At 72.7% G+C, this 25,949-nt stretch carries 21 protein-coding genes; 6 read left to right on the forward strand and 15 right to left on the reverse strand.

Annotated elements, in window-relative coordinates:
* Positions 1-266 precede the first annotated feature (266 nt).
* From whiA to ACH4K4_RS17695, 6 genes are all read right to left on the reverse strand, one after another.
* Positions 267-1,256, reverse strand: a complete 990-nt coding sequence (whiA, locus tag ACH4K4_RS17670; RefSeq protein ID WP_003987139.1) for a DNA-binding protein WhiA — start codon at positions 1,254-1,256, stop codon at positions 267-269.
* Positions 1,247-2,311 (reverse strand): uridine diphosphate-N-acetylglucosamine-binding protein YvcK, encoded by a 1,065-nt coding sequence (gene yvcK / locus ACH4K4_RS17675; protein WP_398168206.1) that lies wholly within the window; start codon positions 2,309-2,311, stop codon positions 1,247-1,249. Before yvcK ends, whiA begins: the two co-directional genes overlap by 10 nt.
* A complete protein-coding gene (gene rapZ, locus ACH4K4_RS17680; RefSeq protein WP_398168690.1) occupies positions 2,308-3,270 on the reverse strand; it encodes an RNase adapter RapZ in 963 nt (320 codons plus the stop codon). Before rapZ ends, yvcK begins: the two co-directional genes overlap by 4 nt.
* Positions 3,271-3,299: 29 nt before the next feature.
* Positions 3,300-5,330 carry an excinuclease ABC subunit UvrC gene (gene uvrC, locus ACH4K4_RS17685; protein ID WP_398168208.1) on the reverse strand — a complete coding sequence of 677 codons (2,031 nt, stop codon included), beginning with the start codon at positions 5,328-5,330 and terminating at the stop codon, positions 3,300-3,302.
* Positions 5,331-5,414: 84 nt separating this feature from the next.
* The gene (locus ACH4K4_RS17690) at positions 5,415-6,275 is read right to left on the reverse strand and encodes a hypothetical protein (RefSeq protein ID WP_398168210.1); all 861 of its coding nucleotides are present in this window, start codon (positions 6,273-6,275) and stop codon (positions 5,415-5,417) included.
* A gap of 4 nt (positions 6,276-6,279) precedes the next feature.
* A complete protein-coding gene (locus ACH4K4_RS17695; RefSeq protein ID WP_398168211.1) occupies positions 6,280-6,924 on the reverse strand; it encodes a papain-like cysteine protease family protein in 645 nt (214 codons plus the stop codon).
* Between the two features lie 399 nt (positions 6,925-7,323).
* Between ACH4K4_RS17695 and ACH4K4_RS17700 the strand changes: the two genes are divergently transcribed.
* Complete coding sequence (locus ACH4K4_RS17700) at positions 7,324-8,199, forward strand: hypothetical protein (RefSeq protein WP_398168213.1); 876 nt, start codon at positions 7,324-7,326, stop codon at positions 8,197-8,199.
* A gap of 25 nt (positions 8,200-8,224) precedes the next feature.
* Here the strand turns inward: ACH4K4_RS17700 and ACH4K4_RS17705 are convergent, their stop codons facing one another.
* From ACH4K4_RS17705 to ACH4K4_RS17730, 6 genes are all read right to left on the reverse strand, one after another.
* Positions 8,225-8,611 (reverse strand): MTH1187 family thiamine-binding protein, encoded by a 387-nt coding sequence (locus ACH4K4_RS17705; protein ID WP_398168214.1) that lies wholly within the window; start codon positions 8,609-8,611, stop codon positions 8,225-8,227.
* A 29-nt stretch (positions 8,612-8,640) separates the two neighbouring features.
* The gene (locus ACH4K4_RS17710) at positions 8,641-9,798 is read right to left on the reverse strand and encodes an MAB_1171c family putative transporter (protein ID WP_398168216.1); all 1,158 of its coding nucleotides are present in this window, start codon (positions 9,796-9,798) and stop codon (positions 8,641-8,643) included.
* A complete protein-coding gene (locus tag ACH4K4_RS17715) occupies positions 9,783-10,280 on the reverse strand; it encodes a hypothetical protein (protein ID WP_398168218.1) in 498 nt (165 codons plus the stop codon). Before ACH4K4_RS17715 ends, ACH4K4_RS17710 begins: the two co-directional genes overlap by 16 nt.
* 329 nt (positions 10,281-10,609) lie before the next feature.
* Positions 10,610-11,020, reverse strand: a complete 411-nt coding sequence (locus tag ACH4K4_RS17720; protein ID WP_398168219.1) for a Rieske 2Fe-2S domain-containing protein — start codon at positions 11,018-11,020, stop codon at positions 10,610-10,612.
* A gap of 34 nt (positions 11,021-11,054) precedes the next feature.
* Positions 11,055-12,503 (reverse strand): sugar porter family MFS transporter, encoded by a 1,449-nt coding sequence (locus ACH4K4_RS17725; protein WP_398168220.1) that lies wholly within the window; start codon positions 12,501-12,503, stop codon positions 11,055-11,057.
* A 6-nt stretch (positions 12,504-12,509) separates the two neighbouring features.
* Positions 12,510-13,526, reverse strand: a complete 1,017-nt coding sequence (locus ACH4K4_RS17730) for a zinc-dependent alcohol dehydrogenase family protein (RefSeq protein WP_398168221.1) — start codon at positions 13,524-13,526, stop codon at positions 12,510-12,512.
* Between the two features lie 167 nt (positions 13,527-13,693).
* Here ACH4K4_RS17730 and ACH4K4_RS17735 point away from each other — a divergent pair, with 167 nt between their 5' ends.
* Both ACH4K4_RS17735 and ACH4K4_RS17740 read left to right on the forward strand, forming a co-directional pair.
* Complete coding sequence (locus tag ACH4K4_RS17735) at positions 13,694-14,701, forward strand: LacI family DNA-binding transcriptional regulator (RefSeq protein WP_398168222.1); 1,008 nt, start codon at positions 13,694-13,696, stop codon at positions 14,699-14,701.
* Positions 14,702-14,736: 35 nt separating this feature from the next.
* Complete coding sequence (locus ACH4K4_RS17740) at positions 14,737-15,681, forward strand: carbohydrate kinase (protein ID WP_398168223.1); 945 nt, start codon at positions 14,737-14,739, stop codon at positions 15,679-15,681.
* 70 nt (positions 15,682-15,751) lie between these two features.
* On the opposite strand, the gene uvrA is transcribed toward ACH4K4_RS17740, so the two are convergent.
* Complete coding sequence (uvrA, locus tag ACH4K4_RS17745) at positions 15,752-18,808, reverse strand: excinuclease ABC subunit UvrA (protein ID WP_398168224.1); 3,057 nt, start codon at positions 18,806-18,808, stop codon at positions 15,752-15,754.
* Positions 18,809-19,216: 408 nt separating this feature from the next.
* On the opposite strand from uvrA, the gene ACH4K4_RS17750 reads away from it, so the two are divergent.
* From ACH4K4_RS17750 to ACH4K4_RS17760, 3 genes are all read left to right on the forward strand, one after another.
* Entirely contained in the window at positions 19,217-20,971 is a 1,755-nt protein-coding gene (locus tag ACH4K4_RS17750) for an FAD-dependent oxidoreductase (protein ID WP_398168226.1), read from the forward strand.
* A gap of 122 nt (positions 20,972-21,093) precedes the next feature.
* Entirely contained in the window at positions 21,094-21,864 is a 771-nt protein-coding gene (locus ACH4K4_RS17755; protein ID WP_398168227.1) for a maleylpyruvate isomerase family mycothiol-dependent enzyme, read from the forward strand.
* Positions 21,865-21,873: 9 nt separating this feature from the next.
* Positions 21,874-22,530 (forward strand): MBL fold metallo-hydrolase, encoded by a 657-nt coding sequence (locus ACH4K4_RS17760; RefSeq protein WP_398168228.1) that lies wholly within the window; start codon positions 21,874-21,876, stop codon positions 22,528-22,530.
* Positions 22,531-22,626: 96 nt separating this feature from the next.
* Here ACH4K4_RS17760 and ACH4K4_RS17765 read toward each other — a convergent pair whose 3' ends face one another.
* Both ACH4K4_RS17765 and ACH4K4_RS17770 read right to left on the reverse strand, forming a co-directional pair.
* A complete protein-coding gene (locus tag ACH4K4_RS17765) occupies positions 22,627-23,625 on the reverse strand; it encodes a TerC family protein (RefSeq protein WP_398168230.1) in 999 nt (332 codons plus the stop codon).
* A gap of 280 nt (positions 23,626-23,905) precedes the next feature.
* A complete protein-coding gene (locus ACH4K4_RS17770; protein WP_398168232.1) occupies positions 23,906-25,900 on the reverse strand; it encodes a TerD family protein in 1,995 nt (664 codons plus the stop codon).
* Between the last annotated feature and the right edge of the window lie 49 nt (positions 25,901-25,949).

The following is a 25,949-nucleotide window of genomic DNA, read 5'->3' on the forward strand; positions in this document are numbered from 1 at the left end:
AGCCCCCTTGCCGTCGTCCATCTCGTGAATGGGCAGACGCCAGACTCGTCACGCTGCATGATCATGTCAATACGGGGTGTCATGAACGGCCGGTGTGGCCGAGAAGCCCCGCGGGGCTCCGCGCCCGGATGAACCGCCGCCACCCCACCGGCGGCCGAACGCCCTACAGGCCCGTACGGGAGGCATGGCGCGGGCCCGGGCCCGACGGAGCCCGGCCCGGCGCCGGCCGTCGCGACCCGCGCCGCCGCCCGAAGACCGCCACCGCCTCAGCCGACCATCCCGTCCGCCATCTCCTCCGACAGGTTGGACTCCGTGCCGGGGATGCCCAGGTCCTGGGCGCGCTTGTCCGCCATGGCCAGCAGGCGGCGGATGCGCCCCGCGACGGCGTCCTTGGTCAGGGGCGGGTCGGCGAGGGCGCCCAGCTCCTCCAGGGAGGCCTGCTTGTGGTCCATGCGCAGACGGCCGGCGGCCGCCAAGTGCTCGGGGACCTCCTCGCCGAGGATCTCCAGGGCGCGCTGGACCCGGGCGCCCGCGGCGACCGCGGCACGCGCCGAGCGGCGCAGGTTGGCGTCGTCGAAGTTGGCGAGGCGGTTGGCCGTGGCCCGGACCTCGCGGCGCATCCGCCGCTCCTCCCAGGCCAGTACGGATTCGTGGGCACCCAGGCGCGTCAACAGCGCGCCGATCGCATCACCGTCACGGACGACGACGCGGTCCACGCCGCGCACCTCGCGGGCCTTGGCGCCGATGCCGAGCCGGCGGGCGGCGCCCACCAGCGCGAGGGCCGCCTCGGGCCCCGGGCAGGTGACCTCCAGGGAGGAGGAGCGGCCGGGCTCGGTGAGCGAGCCGTGGGCGAGGAAGGCCCCGCGCCAGGCCGCCTCGGCGTCGCAGGTGGCCCCGGAGACGACCTGCGGGGGCAGGCCGCGGATGGGCCGGCCGCGGCCGTCGACCAGGCCGGTCTGGCGGGCGAGCTGGTCGCCGCCGGCGACGACCCGTACGACGTAGCGGCTGCCGCGCCGCAGCCCGCCGGGGGCCATCACCACCAGGTCCGAGGAGTGGCCGAAAATCTCCAGGATGTCCTTGCGCAGCCGCCGGGCCGCGATGCCCGTGTCCAGCTCCGCCTCGATCACGATGCGCCCGCTGACCAGGTGCAGACCACCCGCGAACCGCAGGATCGACGAGACCTCCGACTTCCGGCAGCAGGTCCGGGTGACGGGGAGCCGGGAGATTTCGTCCTTCACCGCTGCCGTCATCGCCATGGGCCGATCCTTCCATGCATCCGAAAAATACGGTCGTACGCGGCGGCCAGCAGCTCCGGGTCGTGCCGGGCGGCACCCTTGTGGGTCTCCGCCGTGCCGCAGGGGCTGCCGGGCGCGGCGACCGCCGCCAGCTCGACCTCGCTGCCGACGAGCTGCTTGGCAGCGACGGTCAGGCTTTCGGTGTCGGGCACGGCGGCCTTGTCGGCCAGCACCACGTCGAAGGCGAGTTTAGGGGCGTGTCGGGCCAAAACCTCCAAATGACGCTGCGGGGAAAAGCCGTCGGTTTCACCCGGCTGGGGTGCCAGGTTGAGCGAGAGGACCTTGCGGGCCTTGGTTTCCTCCAGCGCCTCGCGCAGCTCGGGCACGAGCAGGTGCGGGATGACGGAGGAGAACCAGGAGCCGGGGCCGAGCACCACCCAGTCGGCGTCGCGCACCGCGGCGACGGCCTCGGGCACCGCCGGCGGGTCCTCCGGGACGACGTGCACGGACTGCACCTCGCCGGGGGTGAGCGCGACCGTGGCCTGGCCGCGGACCGTGGAGATCTCGTCGGGGCGGCTCGCGTCGTGGCCCTTGACCAGGGCCTGGAGCTCCAGCGGCACGGCGGACATGGGCAGCACCCGGCCGTGCGCGCCGAGCAGCTTGCCGACCAGGTCCAGGGCCTTGACATGGTCGCCGAGCTGTTCCCACAGGGCGACGATGAGGAGGTTGCCGACGGCGTGGTCGTGCAGCTCGCCCTCGCTGGTGAAGCGGTGCTGGATGACCCGGGACCAGGTCTGGCCCCAGTCGTCGTCCCCACACAGCGCGGCGAGCGCCTTGCGCAGGTCGCCGGGCGGCAGGACGCCCAGCTCGTCGCGCAGCCGCCCGCTGGAGCCGCCGTCGTCGGCGACCGTGACCACGGCGGTCAGGTCGCCGGTGATCCGGCGCAGCGCGGCCAGTGAGGCGGACAGGCCCATGCCGCCGCCGAGCGCCACGACCTTGGGCGTGGCGCCCCTGCCGGAGCGGCTGCCCGGGACCAGCTTGCGGACCCGGCGCAGCCGCAGGGGACGGGCGGTCATTCGCGCCCCATGTCCCGGTGGACGACGACGGTCTCGACGCCTTCGGAGACCAGGCGGTGGGCCAGCTTCTCGGACATGGCGACGCTGCGGTGCTTGCCGCCGGTGCAGCCGACCGCGATGGTCACGTACCGCTTGCCCTCGCGGCGGTAGCCCTCGGCGACGATGCGCAGCAGCTCCGCGTAGCCGTCCAGGAACTCCTTGGCGCCGGGCTGGCCGAAGACGTAGCCGGAGACCTCGTCGTTCAGGCCGGTGTAGGGGCGCAGCTCGGGGACCCAGTGCGGGTTGGGGATGAAGCGGCAGTCGATGACCATGTCGGCGTCGACGGGCAGGCCGTACTTGAAGCCGAAGGACATGACCGTGGCCCGCAGCTCGGGCACCTCTTCGCCGGCGAACTGGGCGTCCATCTTGGCGCGCAGCTCGTGGACGTTCAGGCTGGAGGTGTCGATGACCAGGTCGGCGTCGCCGCGCAGCTCGCGCAGCAGGTCGCGTTCGGCGGCGATGCCGTCGACGATGCGGCCGTCGCCCTGGAGGGGGTGCGGGCGGCGCACGGACTCGAAGCGGCGCACCAGGGCCTCGTCGGAGGACTCCAGGAAGACGATGCGGCGCTTGACGTTCTGCGCGTCGAGGGTGGCCAGGGACTCCTTGAGGTTGTCGAAGAAGCGCCGGCCGCGGACGTCCACGACGACCGCGATGCGCGCGACGTTGCCCTGCGAGCGGGCGCCCAGCTCGACCATGGGCGGGATCAGCTCGGGCGGGATGTTGTCGACGACGAACCAGCCGAGGTCCTCCAGGCACTTGGCCGCGGTGCTGCGGCCGGCTCCCGACATACCGGAGATGATCACCAGCTCGGGGATGGCGGCGCTCTCGCCCGCGTCGGCTTCGCGCATCGTGCCCGTACTCACCTGTGCACCGTCTCTCTCGGTCGCGCGGGAGCGCTGCGTGTCCTGGGCTTCCCGCATGTCGTGCTTGTCCTGCTCAGTGCTGCTGCTCATCGTTCCTGCCCCCGTTCTGACGACAACACGGCCGGTGGGGTCGCGTCATCCTCAATGATCTCTCCTGTGGCGGTGTTCACCGCCGGGGCGGCCGGGGCCGTGCCGGCCAGGGCCGCCGCGATGGTCTCGGCCGTCTTGCGGCCGATGCCCGGGACCTCGCAGATGTCCTCGATCCGCGCGGCCCGCAGCTTCTTCACCGAGCCGAAGTGCTTCAGCAGGGCCTGGCGGCGACTCTCGCCGAGGCCCGGGACGCTGTCCAGGGGCCCGGCCTTGAGGCGCTTGCCGCGCTTGTTGCGCTGGTAGGCGATGGCGAAGCGGTGGGCTTCGTCACGGACACGCTGGAGGAGGTAGAGGCCCTCGCTGCTGCGGGGCAGCACGATGGGGTCGTCCTCGTCCGGCACCCAGACCTCTTCGAGGCGCTTGGCGAGGCCGCAGACGGCGACGTCGTCGACGCCCAGCTCGGCCAGGGCCCGCTGGGCGGCGGCGACCTGCGGCTGCCCGCCGTCGACGACCACCAGCTGCGGCGGGTACGCGAAGCGCTTGGGGCGCCCTTCCTCGTCGGTGGGGCCGGTGGCCGCGGGCCCGTCCTCGCCGGCCGGCGCCTCCTCGTCCCACTCCCCCGTCTGCTGCTTCTCCTGGAGGTAGCGCTTGAAGCGGCGCCCGACGACCTCGTGCATGGACCGGACGTCGTCCTGGCCCTCGAAGGTCTTGATCTGGAAACGGCGGTACTCGCTCTTGCGGGCCAGGCCGTCCTCGAAGACGACCATCGAGGCCACCACGTCGTCGCCCTGGAGGTGGGAGATGTCGAAGCACTCGATGCGCAGCGGCACCGAGTCCAGGCCGAGGGCCTGGGCGATCTCCTCCAGGGCGCGGGAGCGGGTGGTCAGGTCGGAGGCGCGCTTGGTCTTGTGCAGGGCCAGGGCCTGCTGGGCGTTGCGCTGGACCGTGGCCATCAGGTCCTTCTTGTCGCCGCGCTGCGGGATGCGCAGCGAGACGCCGGCGCCGCGGCGCTCCGCGAGCCACTGCTGGACCGGCTCGACCGGTTCGGGCAGGGCGGGGACCAGCACTTCCTTCGGTACGGCGTCGCCGCTCTCCTCGCCGTACAGCTGCTGGAGGGCGTGCTCGACGAGGGCGGCGCTGTCCACGTTCTCGACCTTGTCGGTGACCCAGCCGCGCTGGCCGCGCACCCGGCCGCCGCGGACGTGGAAGATCTGCACGGCCGCTTCGAGCTCGTCCTCGGCGAGCGCGATCAGGTCGGCGTCGGTGGCGTCGGCGAGCACCACGGCGCTCTTCTCCATCGCCTTCCTGAGCGCCTCTATGTCGTCGCGCAGCCGGGCGGCCCGCTCGTACTCCATCTCCTCGGCGGCCTCCTGCATGCCCTTCTCCAGGCGGCGGAGGTAGGCGCCGGTGCGCCCGGCCATGAAGTCGCAGAACTCCTCGGCCAGTTCGCGGTGCTCCTCGGCGGAGACGCGGCCGACGCAGGGGGCCGAGCACTTGCCGATGTAGCCGAGCAGGCAGGGGCGGCCGATCTGGGCGGAGCGCTTGAAGACCCCGGCGGAGCAGGTCCGCACGGGGAAGACGCGCAGCATCAGGTCGACGGTCTCGCGGATGGCCCACGCCTGGCCGTACGGGCCGAAGTAGCGCACGCCCTTCTTCTTGGCGCCGCGCATGACCCGGACCCGGGGGAATTCCTCGTCGAGGGTGACGGCCAGGTACGGGTAGCTCTTGTCGTCGCGGTACTTGACGTTGAACCGCGGGTCGTACTCCTTGATCCAGGTGTATTCGAGCTGGAGCGCCTCCACCTCGGTGCTGACCACCGTCCACTCGACGGAGGCCGCGGTGGTGACCATCGTGCGGGTGCGCGGGTGGAGGTTGGCCAGGTCCTGGAAGTAGCTGGACAGGCGCTGGCGCAGGCTCTTGGCCTTGCCGACGTAAATGACGCGGCGGTACTCGTCACGGAATCTGTAGACCCCGGGCGAGTCGGGGATCTGTCCCGGCTTGGGTCGGTAACTGCTGGGGTCTGCCATGCCGCCCACCCTACTTGGGGGCGGTGACAGCGGGCGGACCGCGCCCGGGCGGGTGTGGGGCCCGCCCGGGTGCGGTTCCGGGCCTCAGCGGCCGCGGCGGCGGCGCAGCGCGGCGGTGCCGGAGAGGCCGAGGGCGAGCAGGGCCGCGGCGCCCGCGACGGCCGAGGCGGCGGTCACCGGGCCGCTGCCGCCCGCCGTCGCGGCCGCGACGGGCCGCGCGGGCGGGCCCGCCTGCGGTCCGTATCCGCCCGCGGCGCCGCGCCGGTCGTACGCGGAGCCGGGCAGCTTGTCGCCGTACGCCTTCGCCACGCGCTGCTGGTAGGCGGCGACGGTGGTGCCGCCCGCGCCGACCGCCTCGCGCGCCGCGGCGTCCAGCGGCCGGATACGGTCGCCGCGCTGTTCGTACCAGGCGTCGATCTGCGGTTCGTGGAAGACCGTGCCGCCGTCCGCCGCCGCGCTGTAGCGGGCCTCGTCGTCGCCGGTGGCGATGTTGACGACCTTCCAGGCGCCGCGGGTCTCCGCGGTCCACACGGACGCCTTCTGCCCGTCGGCGGAGACCGCCGTGCTGGCCAGGAAGTCCAGCCGGGAGACCGGCGCCCCCGCCGTGCCGCGCACGAAGTCGGGCGAGAGCACGTACACGGGCACGGTCCGCCCCTCGATGCGCGGCCGCGCCTTCGCCGCGGCGACCGCGCCGTCGCGGGCGAAGAACCGGGAGAGCGTCGCGAGGGTGCCCGGCGCCGCGGCGGCCTCGTGGGCGGCCGCGACGGCGGAAGCGGCGGGCGCGGGCGGCGGTGCCGGGGTGGCGGCCAGCGCGCTCTGCGGCGCGAGGCCGAGGAGGGCGGCGGCGAGCGTCCCGGTGGCGGCGGCCCGTACGGCGGTGCGCCGGGCCGGGGCGCGACGCACGGGCCCGGTGGCGGATGCGGCCTGAGCACTGTGCTGCGTCATGGCCTCAGGCTCCGATCCGGTAGAGGGAGTGGGTCCAGGAGAAGGAGTTGCCGTTGACGTAGTAGTTGTAGTCGCCCCAGTTGTAACGGCTGTTGGAGCCCCAAGGGTCACCCCAGTACACCCAGTTGTTCGCGGTGTCGAAACCGTAGATCACGTGCATGTGCCCGCCGCCCGAGGACCACTGGATGCGGGTCTCGACGGGGCGGCTCGCGTTGATCTCGGTCTGTACGGTGCCGTAGCGCAGGTGGCCCGTGACGTACGAGCCGGGGTTGATGCCGATCCAGTCGAGCGCGTTCTGGACGTTGCCGAGAGTTGCCTGGTTGTTGGGGCAGGTGGTGTTCTGCTGGCGGTTGAAGGCCGCGTTGCAGAACTGGTTCTGGCTGTACCTCGCTCCGTAGAACGTCGCGATGGTGTTGCCGGATGCGGCCCAGCACCAATTGGTCTTCTGCTGGGCCTGCATGGAGATGTCGAGCCGGTTCGCGGCGAGCGCGGCACGCGGGGTGCCCGGCGCCTGTGTGGTGGGGGCGGCCGTGCCGGTGGGGACGGCGGCGGCCGGTGCCGCGGGTACGGCGGTCAGCGCGGCGGCCGACAGGGCCGCGGCCGACAGCCATCTGCGGCGCGTACCGCGGGTGCGCGGTGCACGGGTCATGGCGTTCCTCCCGAACGAGGGGGTGGGTACGGAGGAGCGCATCCGGATGCTGTCCAGGAGCATCGGGTGTTGTCCTGAGCAGGTCAACACGCTTCAATGCGGGGTGACATGGGGGTGTGGACGTCCGGTGCCGGGTGTGAACGACCCGTGCCCGGCGTACTGCAGCGGACAGGCAGGGGCAGCGCACGGTGTGCAGTCCGGTTGTGAACGTTCACCGCGCGCGCCGGAGGGTTGGCGATGACACAGCACACGGCACAACAGGCGTCTCTTGCACCTCATGAACACCAAGGAACTCACCAACAAATTCCACACCAAGAGCCCCGGGAACACCCGGAAAGCACCCCGGACTCCCCCGGCTCGGCCGAGCTGACGCGGATTTTGCGGACCGGACCGTTCCACTTGGCCTTGCGGGCCGCCCTGGCCGCCCGCGGCCTCGCCCTGCACCGCGTCCAGCACAAGCTGGCGCAGCGCGGCATCAAGGTCGGGGTGACGAGCCTGAGTTACTGGCAGCAGGGGGCCCGGCGCCCGCAGCGCCCCGAGTCGCTGCGCGCCGTACGGGCCCTGGAGGAAGTCCTCGACCTGCCCGCGCAGTCCCTGCACCGCCTGCTGGTCCCCGAGGGCGGCCGGCGGACGGTCACCGAGCGCCCCGCCGCCCGCTCCTACCGTGCGCTCGTCGACCCCTCCGACGCCTTGCACCGGCTCCTCGCCGACCTCCAGGCCCCCACGGACGGCGGGCTGCACACGGTCGGCCACCACGAATGGGTACGCATCGGCCCCCGCCGCGAGCTGAGCGGGCGCCGGTCGCTCCACGTCGTGCGCGCCCACCGGGACGGCGTCGACCGCTACGTCGCCATACACCAGGGCGACGCGGGCTGCGATCCGTCCCGGGTGGCGGTCACGGCCGGCGAGAACTGCCGCCTGGGGCGGGTGCGCTGGGACGGGGCCACCGCCGTGGTGGTCGCCGAACTGCTCTTCGACACCCGGCTGCGCGCGGGCGACACACACGTCTTCGGGTACGGCTTCGAGGACGGCAGCGGCGGCCAGAGCGCGGAGTACGTACGCGGCTTCCGCTTCGCCGGCGGCCAGTACGTCCTTCAGGTCCGCTTCGACGAGGCGGCGCTGCCGGTGGGCTGCCGCAGCTTCACCCAGGCGAAGGCGGGCGCGCCGCGCACCGCCCGGCAGGAGCTGACACTCGGCGGCCGGCACCGGACCGTACACCTGGTGGAGCAGGGCGTACGGCCCGGGATCGTGGGGATCGGGTGGGACTGGGGGTAAGGGCCCGCCGCGCCCTCGCGCCTGCCTAGGGGGTGGCGTCCGGCGCCGTCGCCGGCACGCCCGACGCGTCGGCCTCCGCGGCCGCGGCGCTGCCCTCCAGGGCGCCCGCGGCCGCCGCGTTGTCCGCGACGCGCTGCTCCAGCATGGCGATCTTGCCGTCGAGCGGGCGGTCCATCCCCGGCCACACGTCGGCCTTGATGCTGACCTGGACGCGCGGCACCCGCGCCGCGACGGCCTCGGTCGCGCGCTTGACGACGTCCATGACCTCGTCCCAGTCCCCCTCGATCATCGTGTACATGGAGTCCGAGCGGCTCGGCAGCCCGGACTCCCGGATGATCTTGATGGCGTCGGCGACGTACGCCGCGCCGTTCTCCTCCACGCCCATGGGCGTCAGGGCGAAGGCGATGAGCACGGTTCTCCTCTCGTCGTACGGAAGCGGCGTCACACCGTGTCGACGTGCGCCGCCCGGTAGGCGCGTACCACGGGTGACCGGTAGGCATCCGCGATCCGCAGCAAATGGCGGACCTCCTCGCCGAGATCGCCCGCGCCGGGCCCCGCCAGGTTCGCCGTCTGCGCCTGCGGCGGCTGCCCGCTGCGCCGGGCGTGCAGGGCCGCGGCGAGCCAGCAGGCGGTGACGTGCGCGTCGGCCAGGTGGCCGGGGACGGGCTGCTCCCCGACGTGCCGGCGGACCCGGTCGAGCGTGTCCGGAGTGACGTAGTCGCGCAGCACGATCATCGCGTCGCGGATCTCGATGACCCGGCGGTACAGGCGCAGCTGGAGCGGGAGCGCGGCGTCGCGCAGCCGGCTGCCGGGGCCCAGGACCACGTCGGGGGTGACCGCCGTCAGCTCCCGCCACAGGGCGGCCAGCCCCCGGTAGGACGCGCGGTCGCGCCACAGCTGCCGGATCCCGGCCAGTACGGGCAGCGCCACCCCCGCCGCGATGAACAGCGCCTCGACGCCGGTGACCGGCGAGAACAGCGGCCCGAAGACCGGCGAACGGGTCTGCAGGTAACAGAGTTTGAGCACCCACAGCAGCGACGCCAGCAGGATGCCGGTGCCGAACAGCCGCAGCCCGTAGCGCAGCAGCCGCGGCGCGCCGGTGCGGCCCTGGGACCAGCAGACGAACCCGCAGGTGGTGTCGGCCGTCAGGTGGAAGGCGAAGAAGACCCACCAGTAGGCGTCCGGCACGCTCGGGATGCCGGGCGACGGGGTGATCTGGTTGCGCGCGTGCGGCGGCCCGGTCAGGTCCAGCACGACGAGCGCCGCCATGACGGCGAGGGCGGCGCCGAACACCAGGGCCGTACGCCGCTGCCGCCCGGCGGCCTGGAAGATGAACCAGAGCACCGCGGCGGCGTCCACGATGCTGAACAGGTGCGTGCTCAGGTCGATCCAGTGCGCGCCGGGCACCAGCCGCGCCAGGACGGCGGTGACGGGTTCCAGGTGCATCGACATGGCCAGCGCGATCATCAGGATCGCGAACCACAGGGGCCGCTGGGCCCGGTCCGTCAGCCCGCGCGGCGCCCGGGCGACCACCACCGCCCACAGGGCGACGATGCCGGCGTTCTCCAGCCAGGCGAGATCGGCTAGCGAGGCGAACACGGCGCTCCCGGGTGCCGGGCGTCCCGCAGGCCCATGCCGGACTCCAGGCCGCCGAGCATGCCGGACAGCAGCGTCGGCGCGGGCACCCGGCCGACGTCCTCCAGGATCATGCCCGCGATCATCTCCGCCTCCTGCTCCTGGCGGTCGGAGTAGCGGGTGCGGCCCAGTGCCCGCCGGATGGAGTGCGGGTCCTCGATGTCGATGTGCCGGAACAGCCCCTGGTCCGCGACGGACATCCGGTGGTCGCAGACCAGGTGGCCGATCTCGTGGAGGATGATGTGCTCCTGGTGGAGCGGGCTGGTCTGCGCGTCGTAGAAGACGTAGTCGCCTTCCCCGGTCGCCAGCCACATGCCCGTCGGCATGCCCAGCCCGGTCGGCGTGGGCAGGGTCATCAGCCGCAGCGGGCGGTTGCGGTCGGCGGCGAGCCGGGCGCACAGCGCCTGGGCGGAGAACGGCTGGGGCAGGGGTATCCCGTCGATCACGCGCCGACAGCGGCGGCGTAGTCGCCTCCAGTGCATCGCGGGTGCTTCTCCATGACTTGTGGGGACAGGAGGGCAGACGACCCGGTAGCGGCGCTCGGTCATGCTGCCGCCACGGGGGTGTGACACGAGGAATCCGGCACGACGAGTCCCCCTCGCGCGCTCTCCGTGCATCGCGTCGTGCGATCGTAGATCGTCACCCCGGCCCCTGTCAGGCCCCTGTCACCAAGCAGTCCGTTTCCGGCCAATCGCGCTGCGTTACGGCCACCCGCGGCGGCGCGTAACGGTACCGGTGTCCCCACCCGACGTCCCCCGCTCCCCGTCTGCCCGCCTCAGCCCGCGACCAGCTTGCCGCCCTCGGCCCTGACCGGGACCTCCGGCAGCGGCTTGGCCGCCGGGCCCTGGACGACCTGGCCGGTCGTCACGTCGAACCGGCTGCCGTGGCAGGGGCAGTTGCCCTGGTTGCGCTCGACCTTGTCCAGCACGCACCCCGCGTGGGTGCACTTGGCGCTGAAGCACTTGAACCGGCCCTTCTCGGGCTGCGAGACCACGAGCCGGCTCTCGCGGTAGAGCTTGGCGCCGCCCACCGGCACCTCGCTCGCGGCGCCCAGGGAGACGGGTTCGGCGGGCGTCGCCGACGCGCCGTCCGAGCCCCCGGAGGAGCAGGCCGCGACGCCGAAGCCCGCCGCGCCCACGAGCGCGGCCCCTCGCAGCACGGTACGGCGGGCGGGGGGCTGGCTCATGTCGTACTCCCAGGAACTCGGTCCGGTGGCGGTGTCACCGCGCGGCGTCGGCTCCCGACGATACCGGTAGTGATCCGTCCGTTTCGGGGTGGCCCGGCCGGCCCTCGCCGCGGCCCCGCGGATGGCCCTCCTGGCCCTTGAGCAGGTCCCGTTCGATCTCCTCCAGACTGCGCCCCTTGGTCTCCGGCAGCAGTTTGCGTACGAAGACGAAGGCGGCGAACGTCGTCACCGCGAAGAACAGGAAGTTGACGCCCGCGCCCCAGGCGCCGAGCAGGGTCGGGAAGACCAGCGCGACGACCATGTTGAACAGCCAGTTGAACAGCACGCACAGGCTCACCGCGGCGGCCCTGATCCGCATCGGGAACAGCTCGGGCAGCATCACCCACTGCACCGGCCCCCAGGAAACCGCGAAGGACGCGATGTACAGGGCGATGCCGAAGAGGGTCAGGGCGGACAGCAGCGGCCCGTACCCGAGGCCCGAGAGGTTGGTGACGGCCAGCACGAGCATGGCCGCGCACATGCCGAGCGCGCCGAAAAGGAGCAGCGGCTTGCGGCCCTTGCGGTCGATGAGCCGCATGGCGGGCAGCGTCATCAGCATGTTCAGCAGCCCTATGCCGACGTTGGCGAGGATGGCTCCGTCGGAGCCGAAGCCGATGTCGGTGAGCAGCGTCGGCGCGTAATAGATTATCGTGTTGATGCCGACGAAGTTCTGGAAGAACACCAGGAGCATCCCGGCGAGGAAGACCGGCCGCAGCCGCGGCGCCGTGAGGTCCTTGAGCGTCAGCGACCGGCTCTGCGTCCGTTCGACGCGCTCGGCCTCCTCGATCTCGGCCAGTTCCGCCGCGGCCGCGCCGTCCGCGCCGCGCAGCCGGGTCAGCACGTGCCGCGCCTCGTCGTTGCGGCCCTTGCCCACCAGCCACCGGGGGCTCTCGGGCTGGGTGACGATGCCGAGCGCCAGGATCGCGGCCGGCACCACGCCCAGGCCGATCATCCAGCGCCACGCCTCGGCGCCGGCGAGCAGGTAGTCGGTGACGTACGCCAGGAAGATGCCGACCGTGACGAGCAGCTGCATCAGGGAGGTGAGCCCGCCGCGCAGGTGCTTGGGGGCCAGCTCCGTCAGGTACAGCGGTACGACGACGGAGGCGATGCCCACGCCGATGCCGATCACGAAGCGGAACGCGATCAGCGTCCAGGGGGTGGCGGCCAGGGCGGCCCCGAGGGTGCCGAGGATGAAGACGGCGGAGGCGGCGAGGATCAGGCGGCGCCGGCCCCAGGAGTCGGACAGCCGCCCGGACAGGCCCGCGCCGAGCATCGCGCCGACCAGCAGCCCGGAGACGACCATGCCCTCCAGGAGCGGCGTCAGCGCGATGTCGTTCTTGATGAAGAGCATGGCGCCGGAGATGACGCCGGTGTCATAGCCCCACAGGATGCCGCCGAGGGCGCCGAAGACCCAGATCAGGGCGTTCTTGATGCGTGCGGGCACGGCGCGTCACCCCTTCCGCGCGCTCTGCGGGCCCTGCGGCGCGATGTGGATCTTGCGGCCGGTGCCGGCCCGGAACCGGGCCACCGCCTCGTCGAAGTCCTCCAGCCCGAAGACGTCGCTGACCAGCGGGTCGAGATCGAGCCCCGCCGCCAGCACGTCGATGGCGGGCTGGAAGCTGTTGTGGACCGCCATCGAGCCGATGATGTCGATCTCGTGGTGGTAGACGAGGTACGGCGAGAACTTCGCGGTACGGGCCGGGTCGGTGACGCCGAACTGGAGGAACGTACCGCCCTTGCGTACCCGGCCGAGGCCGTCCTCGATGGCCGGGACGGCGCCGGTCGCGTCGATCACCACCTCGAAGCCGGGCGTGCGGCCGAGCCGGTCGGCGCTGGTGACGGCGGCGTCCAGGCCGAAGCTCTCGGCGAAGGCCAGCCGGTCCTCGTTGAGGTCCACGACGGACACCGAGGCGGCGCCCGCGGTGCGCACCAGCGCGGCCATCATCAGGCCCATCGTTCCGGCGCCGTAGATCAGGTAGTGCTCGCCGGGGCGGCGGGGCAGCCGGTTCAGGCCGTGCACCGCGCAGGACAGCGGCTCGATCAGGCCCGCCGCGGCCTCGGAGAAGGACTCCGGTACGAGGTGGCAGCAGCGTGCGGGGACGGTGACCAGTTCGGCGAAGCCGCCCGCCTGGGTGACGCCGATCGCGCGGTAGTCCTCGCAGAGGTTGGCGCGGCCGATGCGGCAGTAATGGCAGGCACCGCACGGCAGGTTCGGGTTGACCGCGACGCGGTCGCCGACGGCGGGGCCGGTGACGCCCTCGCCCACGGCCACCACCTCGCCGGTCAGCTCGTGCCCGGGGACCAGCGGGTAGGTCACGGCGGGCAGCTCCCCGCCGAGGATGTGCATGTCGGTCCCGCACAGCCCGCACGAGGAGACGCGCACGACGACTTCCGCGGGTTCCGGCCGGGGATCGGGGACTTCGGTCAGGGCGGTACGGCCCGGCTCGGTGACCACGACAGCGCGCATGGGCGCCTCCTCACGTCTTCGTGCGGTGTTGCAGTGGGGCGGCGTGAACGTAACCCGGGCGTAAACGTTTGCGCAAGCGTTTACGTCTAGGCTGTGATGGACTACGTACCGGCAGCGGGCCTCCCTGCCGGCCGACTGGGGGCCACGGACTCGGGAGACGGACCGGAATGACGACGATGGTCGATGTGGCGCGGCAGGCGGGCGTCTCCGTCGCCACGGTCTCGCACGTGCTCAACGAGACCCGGCCGGTGCGCCCCGACACCCGCGCCGCCGTCCTGAAGGCCATCGACGAGCTGGGCTACACCCACAACACGCTGGCCCGCTCCCTGGTCACCTCGCGCACCCGCTCCATAGGCCTCGCCGTCTCCGCGATCAGCAACCCGTACTTCACCGAGATCCTCCAGGGCGTCGAGGCCGGCGCCCTGGAGGCCGGCTACAGCCTGCTGATCGCCGACCCGCACGACGACCCCGCGCACGAGCAGAAGGTCGTCCGGCTGCTGCACGAGCGCCGGGTGGACGGCATGATCCTCGCGCCGTCCGCCGAACCCGCCGGCATGGTCGGCTACCTGACCCGCCGCAAGGTTCCGGCCGTCTTCCTCGACCGGCTCGTCGGCGACGCGTACGACCAGGTCTGCGCCGAGAACACCGCCCCCGTACGGCAGCTCGTCGAGCACCTCGCCGACCTCGGCCACACCCGCATCGGCCTGGTGGCCGGACTGCCCGGACTGAGCACCACCACCGAGCGCGTCCAGGGCTACCGCGAGGGCCTGCGCGCCCGCGGCCTGCCCTTCGCCCCCGAACTGCTGGCCGGCGGCAACTCCGAGGCCGAGGGGGCCCAGGACGCCACCCGCCACCTGCTCGCCGCCTGCGAACCGCCCACCGCGATCATCACCGCCAACAACGCGATGACGATCGGCACCCTGCGCGCGCTGCGCGACCTCGGCCTCGACGTCCCCCGCGACATCGCGCTGGCCTGCTTCGACGACTTCTCCTGGGCCGACCTGTTCGCACCGCGCCTGACGGCGATCTCCCAGCCCAGCAAGGAGATCGGGGCCGCGGCGGTCCGGCTGCTCCTGGAGCGGCTGGAGGAGCCGGACCGCCCGCCGCGCACCCTCCGGCTGCCCTGTACGTACGTGCACCGCGACTCCTGCGGCTGCACCGGCACCGGCCGCTGACCGCCCCTCCTCCCCCAGAAAGGCCAGGCTCTCTCGTGATCGTCGTCGCCGGCGAGGCACTGATCGACCTCGTTCCCAGCCCGCAAGCCCCCTCGGGCGACGGGCCGCTGCCCGCGCTGCTGCCGCGCCGGGGCGGCGGCCCGTACAACACCGCCCTCGCCCTCGGGCGGCTCGGCTCGCCCGCCGCGTTCTGCTCGCGGGTCTCCACCGACACCTTCGGCGAGGAACTGCTGCGCGGGCTGCGGGCGGACGGCGTGGACACCTCGCTGGTGCAGCGCGGCACCGAGCCCACCACCCTGGCCGTCGCCGACATCAGCGCGGACGGCTCGGCCGGGTACGGCTTCTACGCCGACGGCACCGCCGACCGCCTGTTCACCCTGCCGCCCGAACTGCCCGCCGGGGCGCGGGCGTTCTCGTTCGGCACCTGCTCGCTGGTCCTGGAGCCGGGTGCGAGCGCGTACGAGGCCCTGATGCGCCGGGCCGCGCGGGCGGGCGTCTTCACGGCGCTGGACCCCAACATCCGCGCCGGGCTGATCGCGGACCCGGACGCCTACCGCGCCCGCTTCCGCGCCTGGCTGCCGCACGTCGCGCTGCTGAAGCTCTCGGAGGAGGACGCGGAGTGGCTGGCCGGCCCCGGAGGCGTCGCGGCCGCGGTGCGGGAGTGGCTGGCGGCCGGTCCCGCGGCGGTCGTGCTGACGCGCGGCGGCGACGGGCTGTCCGTCCTGACGCCGGGCGGGGAGGAGATCACGGTGCCCGGTGAGCGGGTCGCGGTCGCCGACACGATCGGCGCGGGCGACACGGTCAACGCGGCGCTGCTGCACCGCCTCGACGCGCACGGCGCCCTGTCTCCCGCCGCGCTCGCCGCCCTGTCCCCCGGAGCCTGGCGCGACATCCTCGGCTTCGCGGCCCGCGCCGCGGCGGTGACCTGCTCGCGGGCGGGAGCACAGCCTCCGTACGCGGCGGAGCTGGCGGGGGCCTGACCGTACGCGAACGGGCCGCCGCCCACTCGCGGGAGTGGGCGGCGGCCCGTTCGGCGAACAGCCGCGGCCGTCAGGCCTTGCGGGCCCGCGTCGCCTTCTTGGCGGCCGACTTCTTGGCCGCCGCGGGCTTGGCGGCGGCCTTCTTGGCCGTCGTCCCGGCAGCGGCCGCCTTGGTGGCCGCCTTCGCCGAGACGGTCTTCTTGGCCGGGGCCTTGGCCGCGGCGACCGTCTTGCGGGCCGCGCGCTTCTTCGCCCCGGCGCCCGCGGCCGGCTCCGCGTCGCTCACCCGGTCGCCCAGGATGTCGCGCAGGAACTTGCCGGTGTGGCTGGCGGGGACCGCCGCCACCTGCTCGGGCGTGCCCTCGGCGACCACGAGACCGCCGCCGTTGCCGCCCTCGGGGCCCATGTCCACGACCCAGTCGGCGGTCTTGATCACGTCGAGGTTGTGCTCGATGACGATGACCGAGTTGCCCTTGTCGACCAGCCCGGACAGCACCTTGATCAGCTTGCTGATGTCGTCGAAGTGCAGACCGGTGGTCGGCTCGTCGAGGACGTAGACCGTACGGCCCGTGGAACGCTTCTGCAGCTCGGAGGCGAGCTTGACGCGCTGCGCCTCGCCGCCGGACAGCGTCGGCGCGGACTGCCCGAGCCGTACGTACCCGAGACCGACCTCGTGGAGCGTCTTGAGGTGCCGGGCGATGGTCGGCACGGCCTCGAAGAAGCTCAGCGCCTCCTCGATCGGCATGTCCAGCACCTCGGCGATGGACTTGCCCTTGTAGTGGACCTCCAGGGTCTCCCGGTTGTAGCGCGCGCCGTGGCAGACCTCGCACGGCACGTACACGTCCGGCAGGAAGTTCATCTCGATCTTGATCGTGCCGTCGCCCGCGCAGTTCTCGCAGCGGCCGCCCTTGACGTTGAAGGAGAAGCGCCCGGGGAGGTAGCCGCGGACCTTGGCCTCCATCGTCTCCGCGAACAGCTTGCGGATGTTGTCGAAGACGCCGGTGTACGTCGCCGGGTTGGAGCGCGGCGTACGGCCGATCGGCGACTGGTCGACGTGCACGACCTTGTCCACCAGGTCGTCGCCCTCGACGCGCACATGGCGGCCCGGCACCGACTTGGCGCCGTTCAGCTCGCGCGCCAGGTGGGTGTAGAGGATGTCGTTGACGAGCGTGGACTTGCCGGACCCGGAGACGCCGGTGACGGCGGTGAGCACGCCGAGCGGGAAGGAGACGTCGATGTCGCGGAGGTTGTTCTCCTTCGCGCCGTGCACCGTCAGCTGCCGCTCCGGGTCGGCGGGCCGGCGCACGTCGGGCGTCGGGATGGCCTTCTTGCCGGACAGGTACTGCCCGGTGACCGAGTCCTTGTTGCCCAGCAGCTCCTTCATCGGGCCGCTGTGCACGACCTTGCCGCCGTGCTCGCCGGCGCCCGGGCCGATGTCCACGACCCAGTCGGCGACCTTGATCGTGTCCTCGTCGTGCTCGACGACGATGAGCGTGTTGCCCATGTCGCGCAGGCGCACCAGCGTTTCGATGAGACGGTGGTTGTCGCGCTGGTGCAGGCCGATGGACGGCTCGTCGAGCACGTACAGGACGCCCACCAGACCGGAGCCGATCTGGGTGGCGAGGCGGATGCGCTGGGCCTCGCCGCCGGAGAGGGTGCCCGCCGCGCGGTTGAGCGAGAGGTAGTCCAGGCCGACGTCGACGAGGAACTTCAGCCGCTCGTTGACCTCCTTGAGGACCCGCTCGGCGATCTTCTTCTCGCGGGCGTTGAGCCTCATGTCCCGCAGGAAGTCGGCGCAGTCGCTGATCGACATGGCCGAGACCTCGGCGATCGAACGGCCCTGGACCGTGACGGCGAGGACGATCGGCTTGAGCCGGGTGCCCTCACAGGTCGGGCAGGGCACCTCGCGCATGTAGCCCTCGAAGCGCTCGCGGCTGCTGTCGCTCTCCGCCTCCTGGTGGCGCCGCTTGACGAACGGCACGGCGCCCTCGAACGCGGTGGTGTACGAGCGCTCGCGGCCGTAGCGGTTGCGGTAGCGCACGTCGATCTGGGTGCGGTGGCCGTTGAGGATCGCCTTCTTGGCGCGCTGCGGCAGCCCGGCCCAGGGGATGTCCGTACGGAACCCGAGGGCGTCGGCGAGCGCGCCGACCAGGCGGCCGAAGTACTCCTTGGTGTGGCCGTGCGACCAGGGGTGGACGGCGCCCTCGTCGAGGGACTTCTCCTCGTCCGGGATGATCAGGTCGGGGTCGACCTCCATGCGCGTACCGATGCCGGTGCAGTCGGGGCAGGCGCCGAAGGGCGAGTTGAAGGAGAAGGAGCGGGGCTCCAGCTCCTCGAACGACAGGTCGTCGCGCGGGCAGTACAGGTGCTCGGAATACATCCGCTCGCGCTGCGGGTCGTCCTCGTCCAGGTCGACGAAGTCGAGGATGACCATGCCGCCGGAGAGACCGAGCGCGGTCTCGACGGAGTCGGTCAGCCGGCGCTTGGCGCTGTCCTTGACGGTCAGGCGGTCGACGACCACCTCGATCGTGTGCTTCTCCTGCTTCTTGAGCTTCGGCGGGTCGGAGAGCTGGATCGTCTGGCCGTCGACGCGGGCGCGGCTGTAGCCCTTGGTCTGGAGGTCGGAGAAGAGGTCGGCGAACTCGCCCTTGCGCTCGCGCGCGAGCGGGGCCAGCACCTGGAAGCGGCTGCCCTCGGGCAGCTCCAGGACCTTGTCGACGATGGCCTGCGGCGACTGCCGGGCGATCGGGTCGCCGCACTCGGGGCAGTGCGGCTTGCCGATGCGGGCGAACAGCAGGCGGAGGTAGTCGTAGACCTCGGTGATCGTGCCGACCGTCGAGCGCGGGTTGCGCGAGGTCGACTTCTGATCGATCGAGACCGCGGGGGACAAACCTTCGATGAAGTCCACATCGGGCTTGTCCATCTGCCCGAGGAACTGCCGGGCATAGGAGGAGAGCGACTCGACATAGCGGCGCTGCCCCTCGGCGAAGATCGTGTCGAAGGCGAGCGAGGACTTGCCCGAGCCGGAGAGCCCCGTGAAGACGATGAGGGAGTCTCGGGGCAGGTCGAGCGAGACGTTCCGGAGATTGTGCTCGCGAGCGCCACGAACGATGAGACGGTCGGCCACGCCGGTCGGCACCTTTCTGGAGAGGGGCGGGAGGCCGCGGCTCAGCCGGCACGGTCCGGTTGACGACTGCCGGGCGACGCGGTCGCCGAGCTGTGGACGGCACAGGAGCTGAGCGGGAGCCCCCGCCCCAGGGTAGGGGGGCCTCCGCGGCGATGTCTTATTGATGCCACACACGAGCCTATAGCACGCGCATTCGAATTACGGTCGTCATCGACCCGTTTCACCCGAACGTGTGGCCGCTTCTTGTCAACGCGCGGCGGCCCTGCTCTCTTCCTCGCGATCACCGGCAGCCGACACGCGAGTGCCCTACATCACAGCAGCGAACCCTCATCCGTCCAGCCCCGCCGCACTCGCAGCCATGACCAGAACTTTACCCGGCATATTTTTTTACCGCGTACACTAATCGCCATGGACAAGGACACCGTCGCGGGAACGGACCCGGACACCGGCACGGACGTGGTGATCGCGGGCGCCGGCCCCGTAGGACTGCTGCTCGCCTGCGAGCTGGCCCTGCGCGGAGTACGCGTCGTCGTTCTGGAGCGGCGCGCCGAAGTGGACGAGACGGTCAAGGCGGGAGCCGTCAACACGCCGAGCGCGGAGGCCTTTTACCGCCGCGGGCTGCTGCCCGCGCTCGCCGAGGTGCAGCGGGCCGCCCTCGGCCGGTTCGACTCCTTCATGCGGCAGCGGCGGGCGGCCGGCGCCGGCGCCATACGGCCGGCGCCGAAGTTCGCCGGGCACTTCGCGGGCATCATGCTGCACGCCGGGAACATGGACGCGGCCGACCCGGACTTCCACCGCGCCGGACCGGCGGACGACGTGGGCATGGTCCCGCAGCAGGCGCTGGAACGGCTGCTCGCCGAGCGCGCCGCCGAACTGGGCGTCGTCCTGCGCCGTGGCGTGGAGCTGACCGGTTTCGACGCCTCCGGGGACGGCGTGGCGGTGCGCGTCCGCGCCACCGCGGGGACCGGTGGCGCGGAGGGCGGCGGACCGCTGCGCGCCGCCTGGCTCGTCGGGTGCGACGGCGGCCGCAGTACGGTCCGCAAGCTGGCCGGTTTCCCCTTCCCCGGTACGGCCCCGGAGATCACCGGTCACCAGGCGATGGTGGAGATGACCGGTTCCGAGGCCCTCGGCACGGGCTGGGTCGAGACGGAGACCGGCATCTACTGCCACGGACCGGTGCCCGGCCGCATCCTCACCGTCGAGTTCGGCGGGCCGCCCGCCGACCGCGACGCGCCCGTCACCGCCGGGGAGCTGCAGGCCGCCCTGCGTCGCGCCTCCGGGACCGACGTCACGATCACCGAGGTGCACACCGCCACCCGGTTCACGGACAACGCCCGGCAGGCCCCCGACTACCGCTCCGGCCGCGTCCTGCTGGCCGGGGACGCCGCGCACGTGCACTCGCCGTTCGGCGGCCAGGGGCTGAACCTGGGCATCGGCGACGCCATGAACCTGGGCTGGAAGCTCGCCGCCACGGTGCACGGGCGGGCCCCCGAAGGACTGCTGGACACCTACACCGCCGAGCGGCACCCGATCGGCGCGTGGGTGCTGGAGTGGACCAGGGCCCAGATCGCCCTGATGCGGCCGGAGCCGCACGCCCGCGCGCTGCGCAAGGTGGTCGCCGAGCTGACGGGCACGGTCGCCGGCACCACGTTCTTCACCAAGAAGATATCCGGCGTGTGCCAGCGGTACGACCTGCCCGGCGGCCACCCGCTGACCGGCCGCAGCGCCCCCGACCTGGAGCTGGCGGACGGCAGCCGGCTCGGCGCCCACCTCCGCGACGGGCAGGGGCTGCTGCTGGTCCTCGGCGGCGATCCGCAGCCGGCCGCGTGTGCCGAGGGGTACGGCGGACGGGTGCGCGTGGTGTCGGCTCGCTGCCCCGACCAGCCGGAACTGGCCGCGCTGCTGGTGCGTCCGGACGGCATCACCGCCTGGGCCGCCGGCGCGGTCGCGCTCCCGGACGAGGCGGGGGCGGCGGCCGGGCCGGGTTTCCCGGACTCGTCCGGGGCCCTGGCGTCCGAAGGTGCCGGCGCTCCCCGTAAGGCCGGGACGGCCACCGCGCTGTCCACGGCGGCCGGCGCCGCCACCTGCGCTGCTGACGAGACAGCCGCGCTCGAAGACGCCCTGCGCCGCTGGTTCGGGGCTCCGGACGAGGCCGCCGGGTAGGGGCGGGCCCCGGCCGGTCCGGCTGCGGCCGGGGCCGTCCCGCGCCGCGCGCGCCGCCCGCGCACGCCCGGATCCGTGCAGGCCGACTCCCGAAGAGGGCACCGCGGCGCTAGCTTCGGACCATGACCGACAACGTGCCCGCGTCCGCACCGGATTTCGTGCAGGATGCCGCCTCTGTCCGCGAAGCGACCGACCGACTGCTCGTCTCCGTGGGCAAGTTGGACGACGAGGCGGTCGGAGAACCGTCACTGCTGCCCGACTGGACCCGCGGCCACCTCCTCGCCCATGTGGCACGCAACGCCGACGCCCTGGTCAACCTGCTGACCTGGGCGCGTACGGGCGTTCGTACCCCGATGTACGAGAGTGCCGCGGCCCGCGACGCCGACATCGCGGCAGGCGCCGACCGCCCGCTCGCCGTCCATCTGGACGATCTGCGCTCCAGCGCCGACCGTTTCGACGCGGCCGCGGCGGCGCTGCCGCCCGCGCGCCGGCAGTTCGAGCTGGAGATGCGCAACGGCGTCCTCGAACGCGCCGCCCGGCTGCCCTTCCGCCGGCTGGCCGAGGTCGCGCTGCACCGCATCGACCTCGGCGTCGGCTACGGCATCGACCAGCTGCCCGCCGCCTTCCTCGACGCCGAGCTGGCCTTCCTGACGGGGGTGAAGTTCGCGGGCCACGTGGACGTGCCCGCCGTGGAACTGCGCGCCCCCGACGGACGGCGGTGGCGCACCGGCCGTACGGAGCACACGGGAGCGGTCACGGAGGACACCGGAGACGTCCCGTACCTGGTGGTGTCGGGCTCCCCCGCCGAACTGGTCGGCTGGCTCACCGGCCGCGCGAAAGGCGCCGCACTGGACACCCGGGGCGGCCCCCTTCCGGCCGTTCCCCCGCTTTAGGCTGGGCCCATGAGCTACACGGGAGCAGTGAAGGTCGGCGGACCGGCCGACGTGCACGAGTTGGCCGACCTGATGATCTCCAAGGTCGCGGTCGGCCCCATGGACAACAACGCCTATCTGCTGCGCTGCCGTGACACCGGCGAGCAGCTGCTGATCGACGCCGCCGCCGAGCCGCACACCCTTCTCGGCCTGATCGGTGACAGCGGCATCACCGGCGTGGTGACCACCCATCAGCACGGTGACCACTGGGGCGCGCTGCGCGAGGTCGTCGATGCGACGGGCGCCCGTACGTACGCGGGCCGGTACGACGCCGAGGGCATCCCCGTACCGACCGACGTGCCCGTCGAGGACGGCGACACGATCTCCTTCGGCGCGGTCCGGCTGACCGCCCGCCACCTCGCCGGGCACACCCCGGGCAGCATCGCCCTGGTCTACGACGACCCGCACGGGCACCCGCACGTCTTCACCGGCGACTGCCTCTTCCCCGGCGGCGTCGGCAACACGTGGGACGACCCCGAGCGGTTCGCCAGCCTCCTCGACGACGTCTCGGCCAAGCTCTTCGACCGGCTGCCCGACGAGACCTGGGTCTACCCGGGCCACGGCTCGGACACCACCCTCGGCGCCGAGCGCCCGCACCTCGCCGAGTGGCGCGAACGCGGCTGGTGACGTGACGTACGCCGGAGAGGCCCGGCGGTACCACCGCCGGGCCTCTCCTCAGTACTGCCCCGGGACGCCGCGCGCGCCGTCACACGGTCGCGGCGATCACGCGTCCACGGCGTCCTTGGAGCCCTCCTCCGCGGCCTCCGCCTCGGCCCGCGCCTGCTTCCTGGAGGCCCGCAGGCTCGTGATCGTCGTGACGACGAGTACGGCGCAGATGACGCCGAGCGAGACCGGGATGCTGATCTCCGGGACGCCGACCCCCGACTCGTGCAGGGCGTGCAGCACCAGCTTCACGCCGATGAACCCGAGGATGATCGACAGGCCGTAGGACAGGTGCACCAGCTTCTTCAGCAGACCGCCGATGAGGAAGTACAGCTGCCGCAGCCCCATCAGGGCGAAGGCGTTGGCGGTGAAGACGATGTACGGGTCCTGGGTGAGGCCGAAGATCGCGGGGATCGAGTCCAGCGCGAACAGGACGTCGGTGGTGCCGATCGCCAGCATGACGATCAGCATCGGCGTCATCAGGCGCCTGCCGTTCTCCACCACGAACAGCTTGGTGCCGTGGTACTTGTCGGTCGAGGGGAACCGCTTCTCGACCATCTTCAGGAAGCGGTTCTCCTCGAACTCCTCGTCCTGCTCCTCGGCCCGCGCCTCCTTGATCAGCTTCCAGGCCGTCCAGATGAGGAACGCGCCGAAGATGTAGAAGACCCACGAGAAGTTGGCGATGATCGCCGCGCCCGCGCCGATGAACCCGGCGCGCAGTACGAGCGCTATCAGGACGCCGACCATCAGCACCCGCTGCTGGTAGATCGTCGGCACCGCGAACTTCGCCATGATCAGGACGAAGACGAAGAGGTTGTCGACGCTCAGCGACTTCTCGGTGATGAAGCCGGCGAAGAACTCGCCGGCCGGCGCTCCGCCGCCGAAGACGAGCAGCCCCAGCCCGAACAGCCCGGCGAGGGCGATCCAGACGGCGGTCCAGATTCCGGCCTCCTTGATGGAGACCTCGTGTGGTTTGCGGCCGCCGATGAAGAAATCGGCGGCGATCAGGGCGCACAGACCAAGAATGGTCAGCACCCACAGGTTCAGGGAAACGTCCACTGCTCCTCCGGCAGATTCGTACGGCACTCACAGCGTCGTCGCTGCCGGAGGTCTCTTCCACCCGAGAGCGCGGGTACCGCGCTCCCCGAGACGGGCCGACGCCCCGGGATCTCGTCAGTCGTGCGATCCGTGATGACGGGTACGTCGTGCAGGAGTACTCCCCTCCGCACCAAAAGGGTAAAGGAAAGGCAATAGATAGTAAAGACTTAGGCAAAAGGGCTGGTCAGAGGCTTGGGAAACGCGCAGACGCCTTGCCGCTCGGCGCGGACACCCCTGCCGCTCAGCGCTCCCTGGTCCGCGAGTGCCCCCGGGCCCGGCGGGCCTCGGCAAGGCTGCCCAGGACCTGGCGCAGCACCCGGCTGCCCTCCGGCACGCGCGACGGCTCGTACGTCCAGGCGTGCCCGACCCAGGGGTCGGCGAGGTAGGCGTCCGGCACCGGCGTGATCCGCAGCAGCGACCGCCACAGCGGGTCCAGCAGCGGGCCGTACTCCCGCGCCTCGGCCCGGTCGGCGACCATCATCAGGTGCACACCGGCCGACGGGCCCTCGTCCGCCAGGTAGCGCAGCTGGTTGACGGCCCGGTCGTCGAAGCCGTGCGGGAAGTCGTGGACGATCAGCAGCTGTTCGGCGGTGTCGAGGTCGGGCGGCAGGGCGTCCGCGGCCTGGTTGCGTATCGCCATCTGTACGAGGTCGACGCGCCGGGTCAGCTCGCCGAGCACCGCGGTCACGCCCTGCGCGCCGGCGGCCGGGGGCTCGCGGAGCGCTCCCGTCTCCCGCAGCGGTGCGAGCGCGGCCGCCGCCGCGCCGGCCGGGTCGACGACCTGGACGGTCAGTTCGCCCGCCGGGTGGGCGGCGAGCAGGCGGGCGGCGAGGCTGACGGCGGTGTCCACCGCCCGGCGCCGCATCCCGGCCGCGTCGGGGAACCCGTCGGCGTCCTGGCCGCCGTCGAGGCCGTCCGGCCCGAAGACGTCCGCGAACCCGTCGTCGTGGGCGCCCGCGCTCCCGGAGACCTCGGGCCGTCCGCTGTCGATCCACAGCCCGCGGTCCATCGGCAGCCGTACGAGCATGGGAATGCGCAGGTCCGGGCACTCCGGCAGGCGCAGATCGCCGAGCCGTACCGCTGTCGGGTACTCCTCCGCGGCCCGGTAGCCCTGCCAGACGGGGCTGCTCCAAGCGGCGAGCGCGGGCGGCAGGGCGGGCTCGACGACCTCGGCCTCGGCCGTGAGCTGGGCCAGGTCCCGGTCGAGCACCTCGCGGGCCTGGGCCGCGAGCCGGGCGTGCTTGTCGTGTGCCGCGGCGCGCGCGGCGTCGGCGGCCGCCCCGACGCGGTTGCGCGGATCGGCGTTGACGGCGTCCAGCTCCTTCGCCAGGCGGGACTGGGCGAAGTCCATGGCGCTGCGGTAGGCGGCGACCGTACGCGCCAGGTCTTCGAACATGCCCCAGACCTGGTTGTAGAGCCGCTCTTCCATGGTCCGGCCGGCGGCGTCACCGGCGACCGGGCCGGTGGGGGCGCCTTGGGGCGCAGGGGGCGCGCCTGCGGCGCCGGGGGCGGCCGTGGCGGGGTGGTCCGGCTGCGGGCGCGGGCTCGGGGTGCGGCGCTTCGGGTGGCGGTAGTCGACGGGACCGGCGGCGGAAGCGGCTTCCGGCGCCGGGCCGGTGTCCGGGGCCGCGTCCGTGCCCGTACGTGTGCCTGTACCCGCGGCCGGGGCGGGGACCGAGCGCGCTTGGCCGCGGCGTACCGCTTCCTGGACGTCCGAGGCCAGCTCGGCGGCCTGCGGCAGTCCCTGGTCCTGGAACAGCGCGGCGAGCCCGCCCGCGTACCCCTGGCCCACGGCACGCACCTTCCAGGCACCCTGCCTGCGGTACAGCTCCAGCGCGACGACGGCGGTCTCGGCGCCGAGGTCGGTGAGGGTGTAACTGGCGATGCCCGTACCGTCGAGGCCCGTTACGGAGACGAACGGTGCCGCCGCGGCGCCGAAGGCCGCCGGGCCGCCGACGCCGACGGGCAGCGCGAGCAGCACGCTCACCCGGTGCACGGCGGCGGGCAGGGCGTCGAGATCCACCGCGATCCGGTGCTCGGCCGCCGCCTGCCGGGGGACCTCGATGCCGGTACGGCGCGGCGCGCCCGGATGGGCGACCGCCTCGACGCCCGGGATGCCGCCCGCCTCGTCGGCGAGCGTCGCCCCCGCGACGACGGGTCCGCCCGCCGCGATCCTGATCTCCAAACGGGTCCGGTCCAGCGGGTGGTTCTGCCCGCGGACGAGTTCGGCCGTCATCGTCGTTCCCCCGAAGTGTCGTGCTGCGCCCCGTGCTCGCCGACGGGGT

Origin of the sequence: Streptomyces sp. NPDC017529 (assembly GCF_044329785.1) — a bacterium.
Lineage (GTDB): Bacteria > Actinomycetota > Actinomycetes > Streptomycetales > Streptomycetaceae > Streptomyces.

Excerpts from the sequence above, each read along its gene's own strand:
- whiA (WP_003987139.1), bottom strand. The coding sequence starts at position 1,256 with ATGGCGATGACGGCAGCGGTGAAGGACGAAATCTCCCGGCTCCCCGTC.
- yvcK (WP_398168206.1), bottom strand. The coding sequence starts at position 2,311 with ATGACCGCCCGTCCCCTGCGGCTGCGCCGGGTCCGCAAGCTGGTCCCG.
- rapZ (WP_398168690.1), bottom strand. The coding sequence starts at position 3,270 with ATGCGGGAAGCCCAGGACACGCAGCGCTCCCGCGCGACCGAGAGAGAC.
- uvrC (WP_398168208.1), bottom strand. The coding sequence starts at position 5,330 with ATGGCAGACCCCAGCAGTTACCGACCCAAGCCGGGACAGATCCCCGAC.
- ACH4K4_RS17690 (WP_398168210.1), bottom strand. The coding sequence starts at position 6,275 with ATGACGCAGCACAGTGCTCAGGCCGCATCCGCCACCGGGCCCGTGCGT.
- ACH4K4_RS17695 (WP_398168211.1), bottom strand. The coding sequence starts at position 6,924 with ATGACCCGTGCACCGCGCACCCGCGGTACGCGCCGCAGATGGCTGTCG.
- ACH4K4_RS17720 (WP_398168219.1), bottom strand. The coding sequence starts at position 11,020 with ATGAGCCAGCCCCCCGCCCGCCGTACCGTGCTGCGAGGGGCCGCGCTC.
- ACH4K4_RS17730 (WP_398168221.1), bottom strand. The coding sequence starts at position 13,526 with ATGCGCGCTGTCGTGGTCACCGAGCCGGGCCGTACCGCCCTGACCGAA.
- ACH4K4_RS17735 (WP_398168222.1), top strand. The coding sequence starts at position 13,694 with ATGACGACGATGGTCGATGTGGCGCGGCAGGCGGGCGTCTCCGTCGCC.
- ACH4K4_RS17750 (WP_398168226.1), top strand. The coding sequence starts at position 19,217 with ATGGACAAGGACACCGTCGCGGGAACGGACCCGGACACCGGCACGGAC.
- ACH4K4_RS17755 (WP_398168227.1), top strand. The coding sequence starts at position 21,094 with ATGACCGACAACGTGCCCGCGTCCGCACCGGATTTCGTGCAGGATGCC.
- ACH4K4_RS17760 (WP_398168228.1), top strand. The coding sequence starts at position 21,874 with ATGAGCTACACGGGAGCAGTGAAGGTCGGCGGACCGGCCGACGTGCAC.
- ACH4K4_RS17770 (WP_398168232.1), bottom strand. The coding sequence starts at position 25,900 with ATGACGGCCGAACTCGTCCGCGGGCAGAACCACCCGCTGGACCGGACC.